This is a genomic window from Scytonema hofmannii PCC 7110 (assembly GCF_000346485.2).
Taxonomy (GTDB): domain Bacteria; phylum Cyanobacteriota; class Cyanobacteriia; order Cyanobacteriales; family Nostocaceae; genus Scytonema; species Scytonema hofmannii.
This window is the reverse complement of sequence record NZ_KQ976354.1, coordinates 349,877-370,349: the sequence shown is the minus strand read 5'-3', so window position 1 is coordinate 370,349 and position 20,473 is coordinate 349,877. Positions and strand designations below refer to the sequence as shown.

The window sequence follows — 20,473 nt, the reverse complement described above, 5'->3', positions numbered from 1 at the left end:
CATTAGTCATTAGCCCCTATAATCCTACTAATTCACGAGCTTCAAAATCGGTAAGTTGTTGTGCGATCGCTAGTCTTGTTTCCAATTTTGCTACACTAAACTGATTGCGTAAATATTCTACGTGAGCAACGGCATTTGCTTTATCAGAGGTCAAATGTATTAAGGTGTCCATTGCTTTTTGATATTCTTGATTAACAAGTAGCAATTCAAAGCGACGTGCTTTGCGTTGGGTATCGTTCTTTAAATCCATATCAAAGGCAGCGTTTCGATCCGCATTACCTTCAAATCGGTTAATCTGATGTTGTACCGCCATTAACTGAGAGTCAATTTCATTAACTCTTTGAACAGCTTGAGCGATCGCAGCTGGATAATGATTCAATTGCATCATAAATTTATCATTTTGGATTTTAGATTTTGGATTTTGGATTGGGAAAGCTTTCCCCAGGCAAAATTTCACACTCCTATTTGGCGCATGATTTTTTCAACTTGGTATTAAATATATTTGTCCCTATTAAAATTGTAGGGAATTCGCTATTCCCAATACAGGCGGGAATTGCGAATTAAGAATTACGTATTGTTCTACGCTGCTTCTCGTATTTGAGGCTTGTCATTCACCTCCAAAATGTTTAGTGTAAGTTGTTCGGTTTGAGGAACTACAGCTTGTTCCAAAACTTGAACTTCGATATTGACACTCACCAGATAACTCCCCGTATCAGCACCAACGACTTCGGCAACTAATTTGGCGATCTCTGGGCGTTTTGCTGTTAGCGGATCGCGTAAGATACAGCGATCCCATTCGTGCTTAGCAGTTGGATTGAGGCTGAGAATATAATGCTTAATCATAAGGAGAAACCGTTGAACCCGTCGCTGTTCTGCACCCGTTTTGCACTTTACTTTGCTTTATGGACGCTATCTCTATTATAGTACAAAAATACTATATAAGTGTATGTCAGAACAACCACTAACCATGTACGGGCGCAAGGCATTGCGCCCCTACTAACCACTAATCACCGATTAATTCCCTCTGCCATCAAGGGAAGATTTCAGCAAATGACCATCGTTGATCCAAATGGCTTGCTGAGGTACGGGAATAGAAATTCCAACTTGGTCAAAGGCAACTTTCAGGCGACGGCGATATTCCCGTGCGACATCCCATTGCTTGAGGGGTTGTGTTTTAATCCACACGCGAATAATCAAACCCCTGTCGCCAAAATTATCGACCCCCAAAACTTGAGGGGTTTCGACAATTTGATACTGCCATTTAGGATCTGCGTCCATCTCTAAGGCAACTTTTCCAATTAATTCCAATGCTCCGTCAATATTGGCATCATAAGCTACCGGGATAGTTAAATCAGCCCTCGACCAGCGACTTGAGCGATTGGCAACTATTTTGATTTCGCTGTTAGGAATTGAGATGAGCCGCCCTTCTGCATCTCGCAATTGAGTCATTCGGAGATTCAGACTTTCTACCAAACCTCCCACATTGCCCACATCTATAACATCGCCCACTGCATATTGGTCTTCTGCAATGATAAGAAAGCCGTTGATTGCGTCTTTTATCAGGTTTTGTGAGGCAAGGGAAACTGCCACACCTACTAAACCAGCACCAGCTAGTAAGGGAAGAATATTTATACCTAAGGACGTAAGTGCTGCCAAAATTCCAGCAACTACCAAAATGATAGTCACAACACTTTTAGCCACGCCAGAGATAGTAGAAACTCTGAGTTGCAAGCGTTCGGAGGTTTCAGGAGTCAGCAAAACGCTGCTATTCACGATCGCAGAAGTAAAGCGATCGATGAGAGCGTAGCTGAAGCGGATAGCGACATAAGTGCCGAGTGCTACAACACCCAATCTCAAAGGGATTTGCAGGGCTGCGAGAATTTCTAGTTGCAGGACTCGCGTGACAGGAAACAGACCCAGTATAAAATAAGTTCCACCTCCCCACAATCCTGCTTGAGCCAGTTGAAACAAACGTCTCCTGACTTCATGCATATGTCGATTTTGCTGTTGCTTGAGTTGGGTTGTGATTGGTTTATCAATTGAAGGGGTTGGAGCAAGTTGTTGTGTCAATCGTTTGCTGGAACGTTTCTGCCATTGGTTTAATCCCAAACTGACAAGAAGCATGGTTAAGCCCACAGCAGCAGCAATTCCACCTTGACGAATTAAACTTTTAGGCTGTCGTTCCTGTTTTCCTTCCCTCAATTGTTCTTCCAACAATTGAGAGATCCGAGTTGCTGCCTCCTTTGGTTCTACTTGCCGTAGGTTAGCATCCTGCTGAGTAATGGTCATCAAGTATCTGCCGTTAACGCGAATAACGGGGATTTGATTTTCTAATGTGACCTCTACTTTAGGGTCTTGTGTGGACGATTGAAAATAACTTTGACTAATCGTTTCTAGATTTTGGTTGATTTGTTCTAATCTTTCTGAAATATTTGCCCTTGGTGCCGCTACCTGGAACAAAGAGCGACCATCCAACGCAACCCAACGCGAAACAACTCTCGTGTCTGATTCAGTAGTTTGAGTTGTAGGAGTTTGCACTGTGGGCAAAAAGGGTATTTGCGCTGTCGCTGGAGGCATCGCCCCAATGGTGATTACTGCCGAACAAAGAGCGACTGCCAAAAATTTAAAGCGCACTATATACACCTCCTCGTGCAGAATAGACTGTCGAGTGCATGTCTAGAGCTAAGCTCTAAACTCAATGTGTGTAATTTTACTAGTCTTTCTTCATTTGTAACAAATATTTAACAATAACCAACTGGTCATTGGTCACTGGTCACTGGTCACTGGTCACTGGTCACTGGTCACTGGTCACTGGTCACTGGTCACTGGTCACCGGTCACTGGTCACTGGTCACTGATTATTTTTGCATTTTTAAGAATTTGGAATACTCTAGTAGAGTGCGTAAATCACTACGCAACTTTTTACTCAATTTGAGGACTATTTAATGACTGCAACTTCTCCCCGATTAAAGCACGAGGTTAAAGACCTCGCCCTAGCTTCCTTGGGAAGACAGCGCATTGAATGGGCGGGACGTGAAATGCCAGTTTTGCGGCAGATTCGCGATCGCTTTGCCCAAGAAAAACCTTTCGACGGAATTCGCCTGGTCGCTTGCTGTCACGTCACGACAGAAACAGCTAACTTGGCAATTGCACTCAAAGCTGGTGGTGCGGATGCGGTATTGATTGCCAGCAATCCCCTTTCAACTCAAGATGACGTAGCGGCTTGTCTAGTTACCGATTATGAAATCCCCGTCTTTGCCATCAAAGGTGAAGATGCTGAAACCTACACCCGCCACGTACAAATTGCTCTAGATCATCGTCCCAACATCATCATCGATGACGGTTGTGATGTCGTCGCGACCTTGGTACAACAACGCCAGCACCAACTGGCTGATATTATTGGTACCACTGAAGAAACAACAACAGGAATTGTAAGACTCCGCGCCATGTTCAGAGATGGCGTACTCTCCTTCCCCGCAGTTAACGTTAACGACGCCGACACGAAGCACTTATTTGACAACCGCTACGGTACCGGGCAATCCACCCTTGATGGTATAATCCGCGCTACAAATATTTTGTTAGCAGGCAAAACCATTGTTGTTGTTGGCTATGGTTGGTGCGGTAAAGGAACAGCGTTACGCGCAAGAGGACTTGGCGCTAACGTGGTTGTGACAGAAATTGACCCCATCAAAGCGATCGAAGCTGTGATGGATGGTTTCCGAGTTATGCCAATGGCAGAAGCCGCTTCTATAGGCGATTTGTTTGTCACCGTGACAGGTAACAAGCACGTGATTCGTGGGGAGCATTTCGATGTAATGAAAGACGGTGCGATTATTTGTAACTCCGGTCACTTTGACATCGAACTCGATCTCGTCGCCTTAGGTGGTAAAGCAAAAGAAGTGAAGACAGTACGTCCCTTCACCCAAGAGTATCTTCTCAACAACGGTAAATCAGTCGTTGTTTTAGGAGAAGGACGCCTGATTAACTTGGCTGCAGCAGAAGGTCACCCCAGTGCGGTGATGGATATGAGCTTTGCGAACCAAGCTCTAGCTTGCGAGTACTTAGTGAAGAATCAGGGTAGCTTAGAACCCGGTATTCACTCCATACCTACTGAGGTAGACCAAGATATTGCTCGTTTGAAACTGCAAGCAATGGGTATTCAGATTGATAGCCTGACTGCAGACCAAATTGAGTACATCAACTCTTGGACTTCTGGAACTTAATTATTTTGGATTGTCGATGCGTGGATTTTGGATTGATAAAGCTTTGATTTAGTCTCAATCTAACCCAAGTATCTATTATCTAGCGTAGGGTGGGCACTGCCCACCAACATCCAACGGTGAGCAGTGTCCACCCTACAAAAAGCATTATTTAGAAATCAGTGAAGCAATCAGAAACCAGGTTTCTTTGACAATACCTTAAGTATTATTTAAATTTTTTTAGTCATTTAGCTAAGTAAAAACCGACTTCAACATTTAGGGTGCGGAATGTGGGATCAAACAGGGGATGGTGCAAGAATTATTAACCGAGAAAACGAGGTTAATTGATACAACTGTTAATTAATATCAAATCTTTAACTACTTGAGAGAATGTAAACTTGAAGCATACAAGCTTACTAACTTCGCTAGCCAAAACCCACTCACCAACGATTAAACCCAAAAATGCAACAAATTAGTACAAACGAATTACCCAAAAATCTCCAGCAACTATTTACAGAAGTACAACGTACTCAAACACCGTTAACTGTTACCCATGAGGGCAAACCATTAGTAGTTATATGTCCGGCAACAACCCAACCCAAACGCGCAACTTTTGGAGCAATGAAAGGAAGCGGTGAAATTTTGGGAGACTTAATTGCTCCAGCCGTCTTGCAGGAGATTTAATCAACCCAATTTACAACTTGTAAGCCAGGAATTTGTTTAAAATGGCGTATATTGCGCGTGACCAAAATAGCTCGATTTGCTAAAGCAATACTGGCTATCAATAAATCGGCTCGTCCAATTTTGCGTAGCTTTGATATAGTACGCAGGCGATCAAACTGTTCTGATGCAGCCTGATTTATCGGAACAATCAGAAGCTGATTTAGCAGATCCTCTGTACGAAATAAAAGTTCTTGAGCTTTCAGCACATCAGTCGCTGTCTCAGCTTTGAGAAGGTAATCAAGTCGTCCTCGTAAAACTTCGACTTTGGTAATGATAGTAATTCCGACATTTGGATCTTCTACCGACCTCAACCGCTCGACTACACTTGACCGTCCGGAATAAAGATGGGTCAGTGTGTCAGTATCCAGCAAATGCATCAAGCACTAGGCTCCTCATCCACTTCAGATCGTCCCCTTGCCTGGTAAATTGTTGCTCTCAATTGAGCAAGAGAATTATCATCTTCCAAGGCACCTGCTTGTTGAAGGAGAATAGTTTGACCACTTTGAGAACGTAACCACTCGTCAATCGCAGCTTTTAAAAACCTCCAATCATCTTCAATTCTGCGACCTGGGATCTTCCCCTGTAAGGCTTGACGCAGAACTGCTTCAACAGGTAACCGAAGATACTCTGAGGCTTCTTCAAGAGTTAAAACATCTGGGAACGTTGCCCGATTCATAAGCGAATTTTATCACACAATATCTACACTTGATTTTAGCAAGTTCTCGTTTTCTTGACCCTCACGCCAGTCCCACTGAAGAGTTAAAAAAGCAACTATTTCGATCAAAAGCCTTAGATTTTTATCTATGGTAGATAATGTGCTCAACGCCTTACGGCATCTTAGGTTAGGACACATGCCTACGTTGTAGGGTCTCTCTGCTTAACGCAGTGCTCAACGCCTTACGGCATCTTAGGTTAGGACACAACCTACAAAGACAGCATAATTTTACGCAATCTAGTGCTCAACGCCTTACGGCATCTTAGGTTAGGACACTAGTTAAAATCTTTGATAGCTTCCTTGACTGCTTCGTGCTCAACGCCTTACGGCATCTTAGGTTAGGACACGCGATCGCGCTCGATTGAATCTAGAATCTCGCATTGTGCTCAACGCCTTACGGCATCTTAGGTTAGGACACTTGGGTTTGGTTCCCTGCATCGCCTGCAGTGCCACGTGCTCAACGCCTTACGGCATCTTAGGTTAGGACACGCAGCCAACAACGCAAACACCAACGCAAACACTGTGTGCTCAACGCCTTACGGCATCTTAGGTTAGGACACAGCGTGGCGTGTTAGATGAAGTGCTTAAAGGTGAGTGCTCAACGCCTTACGGCATCTTAGGTTAGGACACTATTAATCGTCCAGTGGGGCGATCGGGAAAGTATTAGTGCTCAACGCCTTACGGCATCTTAGGTTAGGACACGGCAATAATGCAACCATAAATATTCAATCGGGAGCGTGCTCAACGCCTTACGGCATCTTAGGTTAGGACACGATGATGCCTACAAGATTGAAGAAATAGATCAAAGTAGTGCTCAACGCCTTACGGCATCTTAGGTTAGGACACCAGGCTCTCGACACGATTTAAACCTTGGGGTTGACTGTGCTCAACGCCTTACGGCATCTTAGGTTAGGACACAACGTTGTTGGCTGCGTTATTGACTACGTCTTCTGTGTGCTCAACGCCTTACGGCATCTTAGGTTAGGACACCGCATTTTGGCAGCGGGAGATTTTTTAGCCAAAAGTGCTCAACGCCTTACGGCATCTTAGGTTAGGACACGTTCGGGGGTTTGAAGCGCTCCCTTGTTTGCTGTCGTGCTCAACGCCTTACGGCATCTTAGGTTAGGACACATTTGCAAAGAGCAATAACTTGCTCAGGCGACAAGTGCTCAACGCCTTACGGCATCTTAGGTTAGGACACCCTTGTATGTTCGGGCTTGAATTTTTTCAATTCTCGTGCTCAACGCCTTACGGCATCTTAGGTTAGGACACGAACTAGTACAGCATACGCAAACCCAGAAGTTATGTGCTCAACGCCTTACGGCATCTTAGGTTAGGACACCCTTGAAGATGTGGCAACTGAACCAATTTAGGATTGTGCTCAACGCCTTACGGCATCTTAGGTTAGGACACACTCGCAATGATAGCATCTATTACACTCATCAATTTGTGCTCAACGCCTTACGGCATCTTAGGTTAGGACACTGGATGGATATATTGGGATGCTCTCCGTATGCTACGGTGCTCAACGCCTTACGGCATCTTAGGTTAGGACACGAGCATCTCAGTTGAAGGAAGAGCAGCTGCCCAGGTGTGCTCAACGCCTTACGGCATCTTAGGTTAGGACACTATTGCAAAAGAAACAGGGAAGCTAGCAGCTAAATGTGCTCAACGCCTTACGGCATCTTAGGTTAGGACACGTTCAAATATTTAACGTACAAAAACAATGTTAGAAGTGCTCAACGCCTTACGGCATCTTAGGTTAGGACACATGACTTCATCTACTTGGTTGTTCCGAACCAGTTCGTGCTCAACGCCTTACGGCATCTTAGGTTAGGACACGATCAATGGCTTTGACTAGCCATGCCATTATTTTAGTGCTCAACGCCTTACGGCATCTTAGGTTAGGACACACTAGCTTCTTAGCTAAATCAAGGATTCTCTCAGCTTGTGCTCAACGCCTTACGGCATCTTAGGTTAGGACACGGCGGTCTCTGAAAGCCTTGCCAGAGATAGGCTCTGTACCAATATTACAATTACCTGTTGAGAAATGGCACTACTGGTTAAAAATTGAAGGCTTCCAAAGAAAATGTACAAGCTAGACCTCCTATTCTAGAGCGCATTTGGCGATTTGCAAGCACCTAGAAAGAGTTAAAAAGTCCCTAAATGCTTTAATGGTAAAGGTTTTGCGCTACAAATTCATTTTACTAGACTTCACACTCACAGGTGCTTGCGTCAAACGATGAGATATGGTTCCTGCACGTGAGGCCAGGAGCTAGGTCGGTTATACTTATGGATGTCTTCAAGGCAGCGATTACTCAATCGCAGGAAGAGAATAGCATCCTCAGTTGTGAGTATTTTTTCGAGTTCCCAGCGTAATTTTTCGCGGGTGCGCTGATTGAGCCAACAGCGAAATATAGAGTATTGGATTCTTTCCCCGTAACCTTCTAACAACTTGTAAGCCTTGCGCCAGCGTTTTTGGCACCGAATGTCGTAACAAATTAGGTAACAGTTTTTTAATTCAGCCATTGCCACACCTCACCGCAAGATTAATTGAGCAAACAAACCTGCTTCACCTGACCACTCCTTTTCCAGCAGCCTCACTTCTAATTCCATGAGGCGGCGGTAAGTTAGGGAATAACCTGTAACTGGATGTTTCCACGTTTCTTGTTTTCGTCGTTCATACAACTCAACAAACTTGCGCTTACCCGTTTCACTTAACCAAACTTGTTCTCCTCGAATGTCAAAATCTGTTTGTACCTCCCATTGACCCCGATTAATTGACGCCATTATCGACATATCAACTAACGGAACTCGGAAAATTTCTATCAAATCTAGTACCAGTGGTGCAGCTTGAGAGCGAGGTTGGTGATAAAAACCTAAAGCTGGTTCTAATCCCACAGTTAAAATAGCGTTCATCACATCTTTGATCAGCAAGGCATAACCAAAACCCAAAAGTGAATTAAATCTATCTTTGGGAGGACGACGATTGCGATTACTAAAATGTAATTCTTTTGGAATGTCTTGAGAAATCAAACAAGGCAAAGCACTAATATATAGTCTTGCTAAATTGCCCTCTAGTCCTAGCAACGATTCTAAGGATTTTGCTTTAGGAACTTGTTTGAGCAGAATTTGCATCTGATTAATGGCTTTCTTCAAAGTGTCTGAAACTTCGGTTTTGCCTCTAGTTCCTCGCATTAAAAACTTTCTTTGTCCTTGACCGCGACAATTGACCAATTTACGAGCCAATTCCAAACAAGTATCAGGATTGCTTAGGGCAGCATACTGGCGAATGCGGCGTTGAATGCTACCTTGCCTGGTGTCAAAACTACCAATATAGCGTCCGCCTCCAGAGATAAAATGCACTCCAATGCCTTGTTCTGCACAAAAATGCAGTGCTTGGGTGGAAATTTGCGAAAAACTATGCAACACTAACTGTCCTACGTGACGAGCAGGAACTGTTTCCACAGCTTGACCGCGACGGGTAATTTTGATTTGCTCTCCTGTCCTACCAACGGTGGTACCTGGTTCCAATATGTGAATGATTTGGCGATCGTCATCTTCTGGAAACAGGCGTATTGGTTGCCACTCTCGGTCATGAGCCAATCGTGCTTCTTCTGGTAAACAAACCGGAGCAAGGGAACAACGGGCGCACAATCTCTCGTTGTCAGTTACTGGAGGTCTGTGGGTAGATTGTCTGAGGGTCCTTGCTTGTTGAATTGCTTCTCGAACCGCTGACCGTCCTGAGTCATCTAGTGGTACGCGAACTAGTACGTTATCAGCATGATAGCGAATGCGACCTTCTTGAACCGTGATTCCCAAGGCTGATTCTAAGAGATAGGCATAAGCGAGGATTTGCAGGCGATCGCTCTCCCAGGCTTGAGGTTGCTTATTCTCGTCTCGGTGACAGCGACCGCGTTTGTGTTCGTAGGGAATTGTTTGTCCATCACGGGTGCGAAGGGCATCAAGCCGACCCCGTAACCCTAATTCTTCACTGGTAAGGAAAAGTTCTTCCCACTCTTCGTCCTCTGCTTTTTCAATTTCAACATGCAATCTTCGTCCTGCAAAGACGGCTGCATCTTGGGTATAAAGTTCTTCGACTTCTTCCAAGTAGAAAAGGCGCTGACAGTAAGCTAGGGCATGGAGTGCAGAAACACGGATGGTGTCAGGTTTAGTAGTAATATAGTCAAGTAATTCCATTTTTGTTGTCTGTAAGGTAACGTGAGGTGTTCAACGCCTTACAGCATCAAAGGTTGAGTTTGCTACTTAATTTTCTTCAAGTGCTCTTGGTGGTAGCCGTATCCAAGCAGCAGTAGGAGGAATCAAGCAAAAAGCACTGGGGGCAAATTCTGCCGTTTTGGTCTGAGTGTTATCTGCTCGGTTTACCCAAACAGTTAAACGAGAAATTCCACGCTCGGGACGACTAGTCTTTTGTAATGGACAATACCAGCGTGCCATTTTTGGATTGTCTATTGGTTCAATTTCGTTAAACAGGAAGTTATTATCACCAGCAAATGGCAACCCATAGCGTGATTCATCTAGCTCTCCGTTCAGTCCTTGGACAATGCGATCGCACAACCATTGTTCAGCTTTTACTCCAATAACCAAATCCAGATTAGCCAACACAGCTCGCCGCACTGGTGCAATCCAGTATTTGGCACCATGTGTTTTTTGTGCCAGTTCTGCACCGGAAGCTCCTACTGGGTATTGGTGCAGTTGCTGGGACAGAAATGCCATTTCTGGCTGAGATATTTGCCCGATGGCAATTTCCATTTCTGGCAAATTTTCTTTTATCAGAGTTATTGGAGCAGCCAAGTCAGACCGCTGTTCAATACCTGCTAAATTCAGTAGTAACCCATACACTGTTGATGGTGATGGTACAATTGTTGTCGAACGATAAGCACCAGATTGAAAGGGGCGAAAAGAGGCAAAAGGAGCTTTCATCCGGAGATATTGCTCAATCATTTGCGGCTTTTCAATATCTTGAGATCTCTTAGCTTGCGTCATTTTTGCTACCCATAAACTCTTTGGCTAAATCATCAAACAAACGCTCAGAATTAGCGTAGAGATGTACTCCAGCATCATCCAGGCGCGTTTTTGCATTTGCCTCTAAATTACGAACAATTTCACCACCCACCCAAAACTCATTACCAGGCAAATCGCAATTTTCATCATCTCGATTGCCTAAACGGTTTAACTCTGGAAACTCTCCCGCATTATTGAAACCGTAAGTGTTGTAACCAGCAACCAGCTTATATGTTAATCTTGCTACTATTGAGCGTGGTGAAAACTCGTAGTAAGCGCGGGCATGACCACCTGCAACTCCATTAAGTTGGGCAATAGCCTGTAATAACGCCCGTACCCATTCAGGATGTTCTTGACAATCCCGTCCCGACAAAGCAAAAGGATATTGAAATGCTGTATGAGTCACTTCGCGGTGTAGTAAAGCCGAATTGGTGGCATTACTCCAGTAGGTTTTTTCATTATTCTTTGTCTTAGCATTCATAGGAGATTGATGAAATACTGCATCATACCTATAAGGAGTCAGAGCTACTGCCATGTTGCAACGGAAAATACTATCTCTTTTCAGTGGTAAGAGACGGCTTTTTTTCACCTCTTCGGGAGGCTTTGCTGCCATGAAACCAAACAAATAATCATCTGCATACTTACTAGCATTGGGAAATTCCTTAAACTCCACTGCTAATTGGTCTGCATTATGTATTCGCGTGCGGTTATGAGGCTGTTCCATCAAAATTAATGTTTCTCGCAGGGCATTCCGCAGTGATTCAGGACTGACAATTGCATACTTTTGACCATCTATGGAAATTTTTTGCAACACCGTGCGGTTTTCTTCCGACTCGCCGCGATAGTTACTTGAGGGAGCAGGGTAAGTTAAAATTGTGGCAAAAAGATTCAGATTCTTGTTCATTACTATTTTCCTTGGAGTTTTTACACGCCTGATGGCAATCAAAGGTTAAACCTCTTTAGCTGTGCGATCGCGTACAGAGTAACAAGCCTTTTGCTCAACACCTTTCAGTTGCTCAACAACTTTCAGTATCAAAGGAAAAGTTCTAATTAACTAGGCAGCTTCCGCATTCTTCACTTCTGATTTTTTCTGGTGAGGAAACTGACTGGCAAGTGCTAATAAGGTTAGAGCACGAATATCATCAGTTTTATTGAATAGTTTTTCTGCAAAATCTACAAATTCCTCCTTACGGACAAAGGGATAGAGAGTCGAAACGAAATAATCTATAAACGCTTTAGGTTCTGTTCGAGATCGCACAGAAAGAAAAGCATCATTTGCGATTTTGTATTTCTTTTCATCAAAATCTTGTTGAGAAATGGGTTGACCAGATTGAATATGGCAGTTCTTAGTTTTGTCCCATTTCATCCCATATTTAGTCTCTAATTTACTAAAAACATATTGTTGACAAACATCATAAACAAGTTGGGCAGATTCACGAATGTCTCTTTTCACCTTAATTTCTCCTTCAAAAGTCAACAGTTCACGGGCATCATGGCTAAAGTAAGGGTCTTCCAACCAATTACGCGGGATTCGGCTCAAGACAGCCCCAAATTCAAACCATCCCGGTTTATCTCCTTGTAATAAATTGAGCAATCTCTGCTTCCGAAACCACGGACACCAGTAAGCTTGTTTAATTTGGGCATATTTGTCCACTTGCTCTTTAACTGGCTCTACATAGCTAATAGAACGAATCTTGACATTGTTACCAACTTTCTCAGCATGAATTAGCTCAACCCCCAAAATCATACGCCTGAGTTGGTCACCTGCTTCACGGGCAAGCCGATTTTGCAATAGAAGGAGCAGGTCTAGCGCCCCTTCTTCCGGCAAATCAATCACTGCTTCACGAGGCAAATATTTCCATTTATCTGAATGTCGTGCCTTCAAAACTTCTGGAAATACACGACAGAAATTTCGCAAATTTGCTACGTCTGGAATTGCTAAGGCATAACCAGCTAGTTCCCGGTGACCATCTTTATCCAGAACTGCGGGACAATAAACTTGCACCACAAAAACCCAAAAGTGCAGGAGAAACTGATAACGTGTTTTATCTCTAGTTGGTACATTTTCGGGATTAAGCGCCATTGCGCCTAGGTAATAATTGCCTGACTGTCCGATAATCTTGTCAGGATGTTGCAGTTGTGACCAAATTTGCTCAGCATCTTGAGAGTATGATGCACCATTCACCCGATTCGTAAATGGGTTGCGAGTTGCTGGAACGCCTCGGACAATTTGCCAAAGCATATCCCGCCACAGCTTAACCCAGATGCCGTTGTCAGGGTCATCACTTGATCGATCCCAGCCCGGTAAGAAAGCACCATGAGGAACAGTGGCTGTATAATAGTAACGTTACACAGTCTTATTTTTACCTTTGGCACCAGTAATTTCAACAGTGTCGATACGAGTGTAGTTATTTATCTTTGTATCCGTTGAGCGTTCCTCTTCAAAAGCTTTGTAGGTAAAATCAAACAGTGCTTTTAATCCTTCTAGGTTCGATCGCAGTGTAACGCCCAATTCATTGAGGTCTTCTAGCTCAATCATTGCTCCTTGGCGCTCCAAAAACCAAGATTGATGATGCAATTCTTGCACCATTAGCACCAGACCTGCCAAACCAGCACGATGTTGAGCACAGGGTAGTGCCACTAGTTGATAACTCAGTTCTAGCTCTTTCACTCTCCAAACCCCCTTTTTGGACAATAGAATTGGCGATCGGCAATTGCCATATAATTTGGTATCCACTCTGGGCGGCGATCTTCCGGAAGAGCGAATTTTTTTGGCACTGGCAACACATACTGGTCATAAAATTTACGTTTTTTAATCAGTTCCTTAACTGCATTGAGGTCACTATCTAGCAAAGCATTCATTGAATAGTCATCAGTATCTCGGAACGGCTGAGAAAATGCCCAGTAACCGCCATGAACAAAGCTGCTGCCTCCATCCGCAAATCGTTCTCCTGGTGAATACCGCTCTAGTTCTACTGCTAACTTCCACTGGCTGACTTCACCAATCACTTCAGTCATAAACCTTTGTGCTGCCTTAAGTTCGTCATCTTTGTAAGGTCTAATGTTTGGAGGTTCGTAGACTAAGATTTGAGAGCGAAACGTTTTTTGACGCTCTGAAGACCGATTAGAACGACCAAACCGTTGAACCAGTGATGAAATTGGTGCTAATTCAGAGATTAAGACATCCGCATCTAGGTCAAGTGACATTTCACAAACTTGGGTCGTCACAGCAATGACAGGCTGACGTTGACCCCTATTAAAAGCAAATGCTGCAACAGTTGCTTTATGCTGCTCTTGCCTGTCCATTAGCCTGAAGCGACTGTGGTAAGTGAGGACATTGACACCTAGTTCTTGCTCCAGATCTGCGGCTGTCTCACGGCAACGGTCAACGGTATTGACAACCCACAAGATACATTTGTCTTGCTGATATGCTTCTATTGCTCGTTGAAAGGCAGTTTGAAAATCAGTTTTTTCTATGAGATACCGAGGCTGTTGTTCTACTTTGGTTAATTCCTCGTCTGCATCGGAGGCAAACACTTTTAACCCTACCTTTTCTAGTTGTTGTCGTCGCGATTTTGGTAGAGTAGCAGTCATGCACAGCACGGGAATATCAAAATGCTGAAGGAAGCTTATGAGGTTATCAAACATATCTTTAGAGAAACTGTGAACTTCATCAATAACCACCACTGAGTCAGCCAAAACTGGTAGCAAACACAAACCACTGTAGCTATGGGTAAGAAAGGAAAGAAATTGATCTACCGTGGCGGAAAAGAAACGTTTACCCCAGAAGCCCAATGCAAAAAGCCGCTCGTCAGTCGTGTAGTCTTTGCCTTGGGTAGACTCTGTGGGATTTTGAGCGATTTCTTGCAACTCATAACTAGCTGTCCCAGTTAAAAGGCTTGCATCTGACTCTGGTGCTGAAGAGACATAATCCTTAAATCCTTCCGTAGCCGTGCCACGGGTTGGGTAGAGAAATATAAGATGACCAACTTGGTGACGGCTGAGTACTGACTGATGCCACTTATATCCAAAGATAGTCTTGCCCGAGCCACAAGCACTGAGAAGAAGAACGCGATCGCCTAAATCTTTAGCCTTTTCTTGAAAAGGTCTTAGCTCAAATGTGTTTCCTGACTTTTTCTCAATTTGGCGATAACGAGGTTGGAGAATTTTAGTTTCTATTTCCTCTGATGTAATTGCCCTTTGATGAAGATGCTTGTCAAGCCACTGCTGCATGGTATAATCTTTTTCCCGAAACATGGCAGAAGCTACGGAATCAGCTGCAATAACTCCCGCCTTCACAGCCAGTAGAAGGGAACGCCGTTCATTATGCTGTTCATCATCGTCTTGGATATCTATAAAAAAGTCATCACCAACATCGTTGGCATCTTGATAAACCTGATTCCAAAACACATTCCCTGCAACCCACTGTTGTGGTAACTCCGGTAAATTTTCAACACCAGCAAGTTGAGCAATCTTTTCCAAAATGTCGGTAACCTCTGGATGAGTCAAGTACAATTCAACTTGCTTTACCAAAGTGCGAGGTTTTCCCCATTCTTTAGGATGGGCTTGTAAGTGGTGACACAGTACCGCAGCAGTAATAACCTCTAAATCTAACCCACTTGTTGCTAACCAATTTCTGACCTTAGGTAGGTGCAAAATGAAAGCGCTAAACCATTCATGGCGTAAAGTTTGCTTTTCCCGACTACCTTGAACAGCTGCGTAAAACTCTGCATTTGCTTTCCCCATATCGTGGAACAAAGCAGCAATCCGGAGATGAATTAGGAATTTCTGTGGATCGCGCACTCGAAAAAATCGGCACCAGTTTTGCAGCATTCGACCTTTAAAAATAGCCAATGCAGCGTCATCTGTATCAATTAAATGCTGCTTCAAGGAGAGCTTTGTCCCATCTGTTTTAGGTCTTTTAGCTAATAGCTGTTTCAGCATGGCGATTGCCCCCTTGGCGTTGAGATACTGCAACAGTAGGATAGAAAACACCACAACCTAGACGGCGTTTACCACCTAAGCCGTGAACTTGTAGCTTTATCGAATCATCTGAACTCAGGTCAGAAACAACCACACTGAAACCAACAATGGTGTACTTTCTAATTTTGAGTGTCAGACGTTTGGGTTCCCCTTTATCATTGGCAAGAATACCGATGTTAGCGTTGATGCCTAATTCTTGTAATTGGCGATAAGCCGCGCCCAAAAATAGTTCTGGTGCGGTATAACCCTTAATAGTGACTAGTCTTGCTTTAAGAGTATCTACAGATTTTAACGTCTGAAGTTCCGGGTTACCCAATTGAATGCTGTAGCCACCTACATCTAAAGTTTGACCTGTGAGTGAGTAAACTTGGGCGATCGCCTCAACAGGTAGCCGTAAAAGCAACCTTGATTGGTGCGTAAGTTTTATTTTGCCCTGTTTGTCAGGAATACCTGTAATTGTGTTGATAGCCAGCCCTTCCAGACCGTGTAAATGCGGTAATTTGTTACATAATGCTGCACAGAGGCGATGGTTGTGATCTGCGGGTAACTCTGTGCCGATCGCAGGAAAAGACAAATTGATGATGTTATTCATGGTAAATGGAGAAGTCAACAGCGAAAAACTTCTTTAACCTTTTAGCTTTCCACTCTAAGTGGTAAAACCTTTTGTGTCATTAACTAAGTCGGTGTTAATAATCATGGTTTGTAGTAGCGATGAGCGCGCTGTTCGCGCCGCGTGGCGTCAGCCATAGCGCTACTACGAACCAAATACAGAGATTTTACTTTTCGTTACATCGTTTGGTTTTTTCTCACCGACTTACTTACAGTCATCAAACCCAAAATCTTGTGTACGCTCGAATTAGCTGAGTAAGTTGAGTATTGATACAATAGAAGGACAAGCTGGGGTGCTAAATGTTACCCCAGTTAAGTTAATAAACAGATGGCTACCTTACCATCGCTTAGGGAACTTCTTGCTGTACTCTTCTATTTCACGGCGTTCTCTATCTCTTTGTGCGTCAGTTTGTAGTAGATTCCTGGTATCGGCAAACATATTGTGGAAAGGCAGGTGCATTTTCACCAGTTCCAGGTAATACTGTGCTAACTGTTTGCCACCACGTAGTCCCAATTCTAGGCTGGATGAATAGCTAGAACACTGATTTGAACAGTTCAAGCAGTCATACGGGTATTGCGGGGACACTTTAGCCCCGTTTTCATTGACATAATTGTGTGTCCTTCGGCTCCAAATTGGTGACCGAAGTTTTTTTTACTCTACCATGCTTTTCTAGATTTACCTACTAACATAGATGGTAGAGAATTAATGAAGAAACCTGTTGTGGATATAAGGGGTACTAAACGCCTGACGACGGCATCAGAGGTGGCAACAGGTTTCGTACTTATCGGTTCTAGACTTACCAACGAATTGCTCAACTCCCGCACAGGTTGATGCCCGTGTAAGAAAATCAAAGGCAACTGTTGTCTGCACTGAAATCCTATCATTACGACTTGCACTCCTACGACAAAAGGTCATTATTTTTCATCTTTTCCAATTCTTCTTTCACCAACTGCAACAGTTCTGACGAACTTTTGACAATCGCCCCTTTGCCACGATAGTAGTCTTTCTCAATGGCGGGACATAAGTCTACCCCTGTAGATTGGAGCAATGGGGGTTCTCTACAGCCAAAATTGGCGATCGCCTGACAGCATACTCGTAGGATAAATCCCATTCAACCGCAAATAAGCCATGCGATCTGCTCCATAGAGGGGCATTGGCAACCGAGGGGTCTGTAACGCCCCATGATGCAGCAATGTCAGTTTTAGAGTAGTTTCTAGAACACTTTCAATTGAGACTTGGTGTCCTTCTTCATGCACTGTCAAACGCAAAGGACGAGCCAAACCTACCCGATCTGAAACCTTAGTTGTTACCAGAACCGCTTCACGGGATGATAAACGAAGTGCCAACCCTTTTTTTGGGGAAGTCACAATTTTTTGTTCATTTAAGTTGTAAAGCCTGGGAATGCCAGACTTTTTGCACTCCACTAAAATAAATTTTGAGTTAATTGCTCTAGCCCATTCCAGTAAATGCTCAACTTCTTGACCGCAAAAAAAGCCATCTCGGTAAATTAAAACAGTTTTGCCTCTTAGTTCAACTGCTGGAAGCAATGTTTCTAAAAGCCGTTGGGGGATTTCTTCACCTGGAATCAAAGCATCTTCCAACCGATAACGAATAAACTTCCCCTGTCTATCATAGAGACGCACGCTTGCACAGGCATTCAGAGTTCCTGGTAGCTTTTCCTTAGACTCTCTGGAGATGTCTAACCCAATAAAATAGTCAGCAATCTCTAAAGGTTCAGCCAGAACGAAAGGCAAATTCCCTAACTTTGCCAAAATCCCAGGAATCACCTGATTAAGAATTTGTCGGTGGTCAACACTGCTCAATGTATCAGAATAAATTACCTGGCTAGCAATTCCGCGTCTGAGTAACTGCGAGTATACCCGTTGATATAAACTACCGCCATCGTCGTTATCAGCACTGCGGTCAATTTCTGGCAGAAACGTCAAAAAGATGTCAGTTGGAACAGTCATTAATTCATTAACAGTTGTCTCCAATTCATTAATAGCTTTCTCCAGTTCGGCTCTGGCTTCAGCGCCACTTAACTGAGGTAACTCTTTTTTATGCACAATTTCACTTTCAAATCCGTAGATTTTCAATCTTTGCCGAATTTCCTCTAAAAACTTACCTACCTTCAAATCGCAAAGCTTCAAAGCGGCAATGCGAATGACTCTTGATGGTTCACGATAATCATCATGACGCTTGTAAACACCACCTTTAGAGAGTCCCTTAAGAACTTCTCCTCTAATTCCTCTAACTCCTTTACCAAAAAGAAGTGGGGTTTGCTCAATCGCTACTGGCAGTTGCCAAAATGATGTTGGGTAATCGCGGCTGTTGATACTACGCCCTAACTGAAATCCATAGGCGGCTAGAGCAATTCCTGCTTCGGTTTTATATTCAATTAAAAGTTGCTGTCGGCTGGAGTGACTAATTTTAGTTGCCTTGAGTAACTCTCCGTATTTAACTTGCAATTGGTCAGATGTTTGGGCGGTCACGCTGGGACGCAAAGCCACAAGTGGATAATAAAACTGCTTTTTGTTCTTGCCAAACTGCACAGCAACGAGGGGTTGATCGTCGGGTGCTTCCTCTAGTTTTTGGTGACTAATTGCACCAGTTGCCTTCTCTTTCAGTTCTTCTCTGTGTTCCCCAACTGTTCCAACAATTCCAGTAATAGTACAGTTACTACCCCGTTCAATTTCTTGAACTTTCAAACCAATCAAAAGCTTCTCTGGATCTTGGCGATAGGGGTGATTTTCCAAAAAGTCAGCCAAATCACCCCTGGATACAATACTGCTGTGAATCGTTAAAGTCAGAGCAGGCTTTAAACCTTCTGGCAATTCAACAGTTTCTGCCCAAAAATCAGGTTCTCGTATGACTTTTACCCCACACTCCGCCCAAACGGTTACAGGTGTAAAGGGGCGATTTACTTTTAATACTTGAATAGCAAGCTGGGCAAGGATTAAAGGTGTTGCGTGTGGCTGACGTACCCATTGAATTGAGTAATAGCGATCGCCAATATCTTCTTTCAATTCCTCTTGAATTTCCAAGATTGCTTTTCGCCACTCATCTTGACTAGGCATGGACTGACCTGGTTTAGCTAAAACAAAAAAATATCCACTGTGCCAGGTAACAACAATCTCAGGGAACTTACGACTAAAACGGAAGCCTAAACGATTGCCATCCTGTCGTTCAACTTCTGGAGTCAGCCTAAAGCACATCAAATTGGGTTGAGAGTTGTTGATCGGAAAAATTTCGCTTAAAAATGTTGGAGCTTGAGAAACAACAACAGGGGCAACAGTCATGCAGAAACCTCAAGTTCAGAAAACTCACAAATTGAATTGAATGGGCAGTATTGGCAGTTAATGCTTGGATTGGGAGGAAAAATTCGGCTAAATTCAGATGGAGAATGCCTGTAATGTCGCAAATCTTTCTGATGTTGTTGGGATATCCGCGCCAGTTCAATTTGAAAGGCATTTAACTGACTCACTGTTGCAGTGATGGACTCAGACCACTTCCCATTTTCCAAGTTGTAAAATGATGCTACAGTTGGTTGGCTAGGGTCAAGAAAGCTCGCTGCTAGCAAGTAAACATAAGCTTGTCGTTTGTCAAAGTCAGTTTGACCAGTCTTAAAATCCAAGATGTGCAGTGTGCCATCTTGCTCTTCAAAAATGCAGTCAATGGCAGCGAATAAGTTGAATTGATAATTACCCTGCTCAATTAAAATCGGTTCTGGAAACCCCTCGTCGCCTCGGCTCAACTTGATAATGTTCTTCCCTAAGAGAATAGGATTGGAATGGTAGTTTTTCAGGATAGAAATCACTCGCTCCTGAACGACCCCTAACTCTTGGTTCAATTGCAGAATTTCTGCCACTTTCGCAACAGCATCGCTGCTATACAATATTAGGGGGTCTTGATGAAATTCGTAAACTCCCCGTTGTGCCAATAGACCAATCCGTTGAGGTGTCGTGTCCGTAGCCAAGAGTGCTGCAACAGATGGTTCTTTTTTACGAGCCTTAGTAAAGCCCCGCTTCATATCACAATGCCAACGCTCTTGCCCTACTGGTGGAGCGAATTGTAACCAGAGGTTGTAACTAGCAAACGGTAGCCAATGAGTTGGCATTTTCTTTCCTCCAATGTCTTGATGCACCATAGTCAGTGTTCAATTCGTTTGTTGACTACCTTAGTCAACCCGTTATTCAAACGCTAACTTATGTTGACTAAG

The 20,473-nt window shown here is 43.6% G+C and carries 18 protein-coding genes, 1 pseudogene and 1 CRISPR repeat array; of the genes and pseudogenes, 2 read left to right on the top strand and 17 right to left on the bottom strand.

Annotated elements, in window-relative coordinates:
- Nucleotides 1-16 precede the first annotated feature (16 nt).
- The 3 genes from WA1_RS01580 to WA1_RS01570 form a co-directional block, all read right to left on the bottom strand.
- Nucleotides 17-388, bottom strand: coding sequence for a hypothetical protein (locus tag WA1_RS01580; RefSeq protein WP_026135235.1), 372 nt, complete (start codon nt 386-388; stop codon nt 17-19).
- 191 nt (nt 389-579) lie between these two features.
- Nucleotides 580-843, bottom strand: a complete 264-nt coding sequence (locus tag WA1_RS01575; protein ID WP_017748691.1) for a hypothetical protein — start codon at nt 841-843, stop codon at nt 580-582.
- 171 nt (nt 844-1,014) lie between these two features.
- Nucleotides 1,015-2,577: a mechanosensitive ion channel family protein gene (locus WA1_RS01570; protein ID WP_051077135.1), complete on the bottom strand. Its 1,563-nt coding sequence runs from the start codon at nt 2,575-2,577 to the stop codon at nt 1,015-1,017.
- Between the two features lie 367 nt (nt 2,578-2,944).
- Between WA1_RS01570 and ahcY the strand changes: the two genes are divergently transcribed.
- Nucleotides 2,945-4,222, top strand: a complete 1,278-nt coding sequence (ahcY, locus tag WA1_RS01565) for an adenosylhomocysteinase (protein WP_017748689.1) — start codon at nt 2,945-2,947, stop codon at nt 4,220-4,222.
- A gap of 438 nt (nt 4,223-4,660) precedes the next feature.
- The gene (locus WA1_RS01560; RefSeq protein WP_017748688.1) at nt 4,661-4,882 is read left to right on the top strand and encodes a type II toxin-antitoxin system Phd/YefM family antitoxin; all 222 of its coding nucleotides are present in this window, start codon (nt 4,661-4,663) and stop codon (nt 4,880-4,882) included.
- Here the strand turns inward: WA1_RS01560 and WA1_RS01555 are convergent.
- The 14 genes and pseudogenes from WA1_RS01555 to WA1_RS01505 all read right to left on the bottom strand — a co-directional run bounded on the left by WA1_RS01555 (nt 4,879) and on the right by WA1_RS01505 (nt 20,371).
- On the bottom strand, nt 4,879-5,298 hold the full coding sequence (locus WA1_RS01555; RefSeq protein ID WP_017748687.1) for a type II toxin-antitoxin system VapC family toxin: 420 nt from the start codon (nt 5,296-5,298) through the stop codon (nt 4,879-4,881). The two genes, WA1_RS01560 and WA1_RS01555, sit on opposite strands and share 4 nt — an antisense overlap.
- Nucleotides 5,298-5,597 carry a helix-turn-helix domain-containing protein gene (locus tag WA1_RS01550; protein WP_017748686.1) on the bottom strand — a complete coding sequence of 100 codons (300 nt, stop codon included), beginning with the start codon at nt 5,595-5,597 and terminating at the stop codon, nt 5,298-5,300. The genes WA1_RS01555 and WA1_RS01550 overlap by 1 nt, the downstream gene beginning before the upstream one ends.
- Before the next feature lie 139 nt (nt 5,598-5,736).
- Nucleotides 5,737-7,622: a CRISPR direct-repeat array (repeat unit 36 nt; unit sequence GTGCTCAACGCCTTACGGCATCTTAGGTTAGGACAC).
- Between the two features lie 249 nt (nt 7,623-7,871).
- Nucleotides 7,872-8,165 (bottom strand): CRISPR-associated endonuclease Cas2, encoded by a 294-nt coding sequence (gene cas2, locus WA1_RS01545; RefSeq protein WP_017748685.1) that lies wholly within the window; start codon nt 8,163-8,165, stop codon nt 7,872-7,874.
- Between the two features lie 9 nt (nt 8,166-8,174).
- Entirely contained in the window at nt 8,175-9,836 is a 1,662-nt protein-coding gene (locus tag WA1_RS01540; protein WP_017748684.1) for a type I-MYXAN CRISPR-associated endonuclease Cas4/Cas1, read from the bottom strand.
- Between the two features lie 66 nt (nt 9,837-9,902).
- The gene (cas5, locus tag WA1_RS01535; RefSeq protein ID WP_017748683.1) at nt 9,903-10,643 is read right to left on the bottom strand and encodes a CRISPR-associated protein Cas5; all 741 of its coding nucleotides are present in this window, start codon (nt 10,641-10,643) and stop codon (nt 9,903-9,905) included.
- Nucleotides 10,630-11,565: a type I-B CRISPR-associated protein Cas7/Cst2/DevR gene (cas7i, locus tag WA1_RS01530; RefSeq protein ID WP_017748682.1), complete on the bottom strand. Its 936-nt coding sequence runs from the start codon at nt 11,563-11,565 to the stop codon at nt 10,630-10,632. Before cas7i ends, cas5 begins: the two co-directional genes overlap by 14 nt.
- A 150-nt stretch (nt 11,566-11,715) precedes the next feature.
- Nucleotides 11,716-13,200 (bottom strand): annotated as a pseudogene (gene cmx8 / locus WA1_RS01525) (type I-MYXAN CRISPR-associated protein Cmx8).
- A 128-nt stretch (nt 13,201-13,328) separates the two neighbouring features.
- Nucleotides 13,329-15,605 carry a CRISPR-associated helicase/endonuclease Cas3 gene (locus WA1_RS01520; RefSeq protein ID WP_017748679.1) on the bottom strand — a complete coding sequence of 759 codons (2,277 nt, stop codon included), beginning with the start codon at nt 15,603-15,605 and terminating at the stop codon, nt 13,329-13,331.
- Nucleotides 15,583-16,236: a type I-MYXAN CRISPR-associated protein Cas6/Cmx6 gene (gene cas6 / locus WA1_RS01515; RefSeq protein WP_017748678.1), complete on the bottom strand. Its 654-nt coding sequence runs from the start codon at nt 16,234-16,236 to the stop codon at nt 15,583-15,585. The genes WA1_RS01520 and cas6 overlap by 23 nt, the downstream gene beginning before the upstream one ends.
- A 354-nt stretch (nt 16,237-16,590) precedes the next feature.
- On the bottom strand, nt 16,591-16,812 hold the full coding sequence (locus tag WA1_RS54530; protein ID WP_158516579.1) for a hypothetical protein: 222 nt from the start codon (nt 16,810-16,812) through the stop codon (nt 16,591-16,593).
- 98 nt (nt 16,813-16,910) lie between these two features.
- Nucleotides 16,911-17,138, bottom strand: coding sequence for a hypothetical protein (locus WA1_RS54525; protein ID WP_148662590.1), 228 nt, complete (start codon nt 17,136-17,138; stop codon nt 16,911-16,913).
- Between the two features lie 14 nt (nt 17,139-17,152).
- Complete coding sequence (locus WA1_RS56525; protein ID WP_158516578.1) at nt 17,153-17,302, bottom strand: hypothetical protein; 150 nt, start codon at nt 17,300-17,302, stop codon at nt 17,153-17,155.
- A 10-nt stretch (nt 17,303-17,312) separates the two neighbouring features.
- Entirely contained in the window at nt 17,313-19,553 is a 2,241-nt protein-coding gene (locus WA1_RS01510) for a Piwi domain-containing protein (RefSeq protein WP_017748677.1), read from the bottom strand.
- Nucleotides 19,550-20,371, bottom strand: a complete 822-nt coding sequence (locus WA1_RS01505; RefSeq protein ID WP_026135232.1) for a PD-(D/E)XK nuclease family protein — start codon at nt 20,369-20,371, stop codon at nt 19,550-19,552. Before WA1_RS01505 ends, WA1_RS01510 begins: the two co-directional genes overlap by 4 nt.
- Nucleotides 20,372-20,473: the final 102 nt, after the last annotated feature.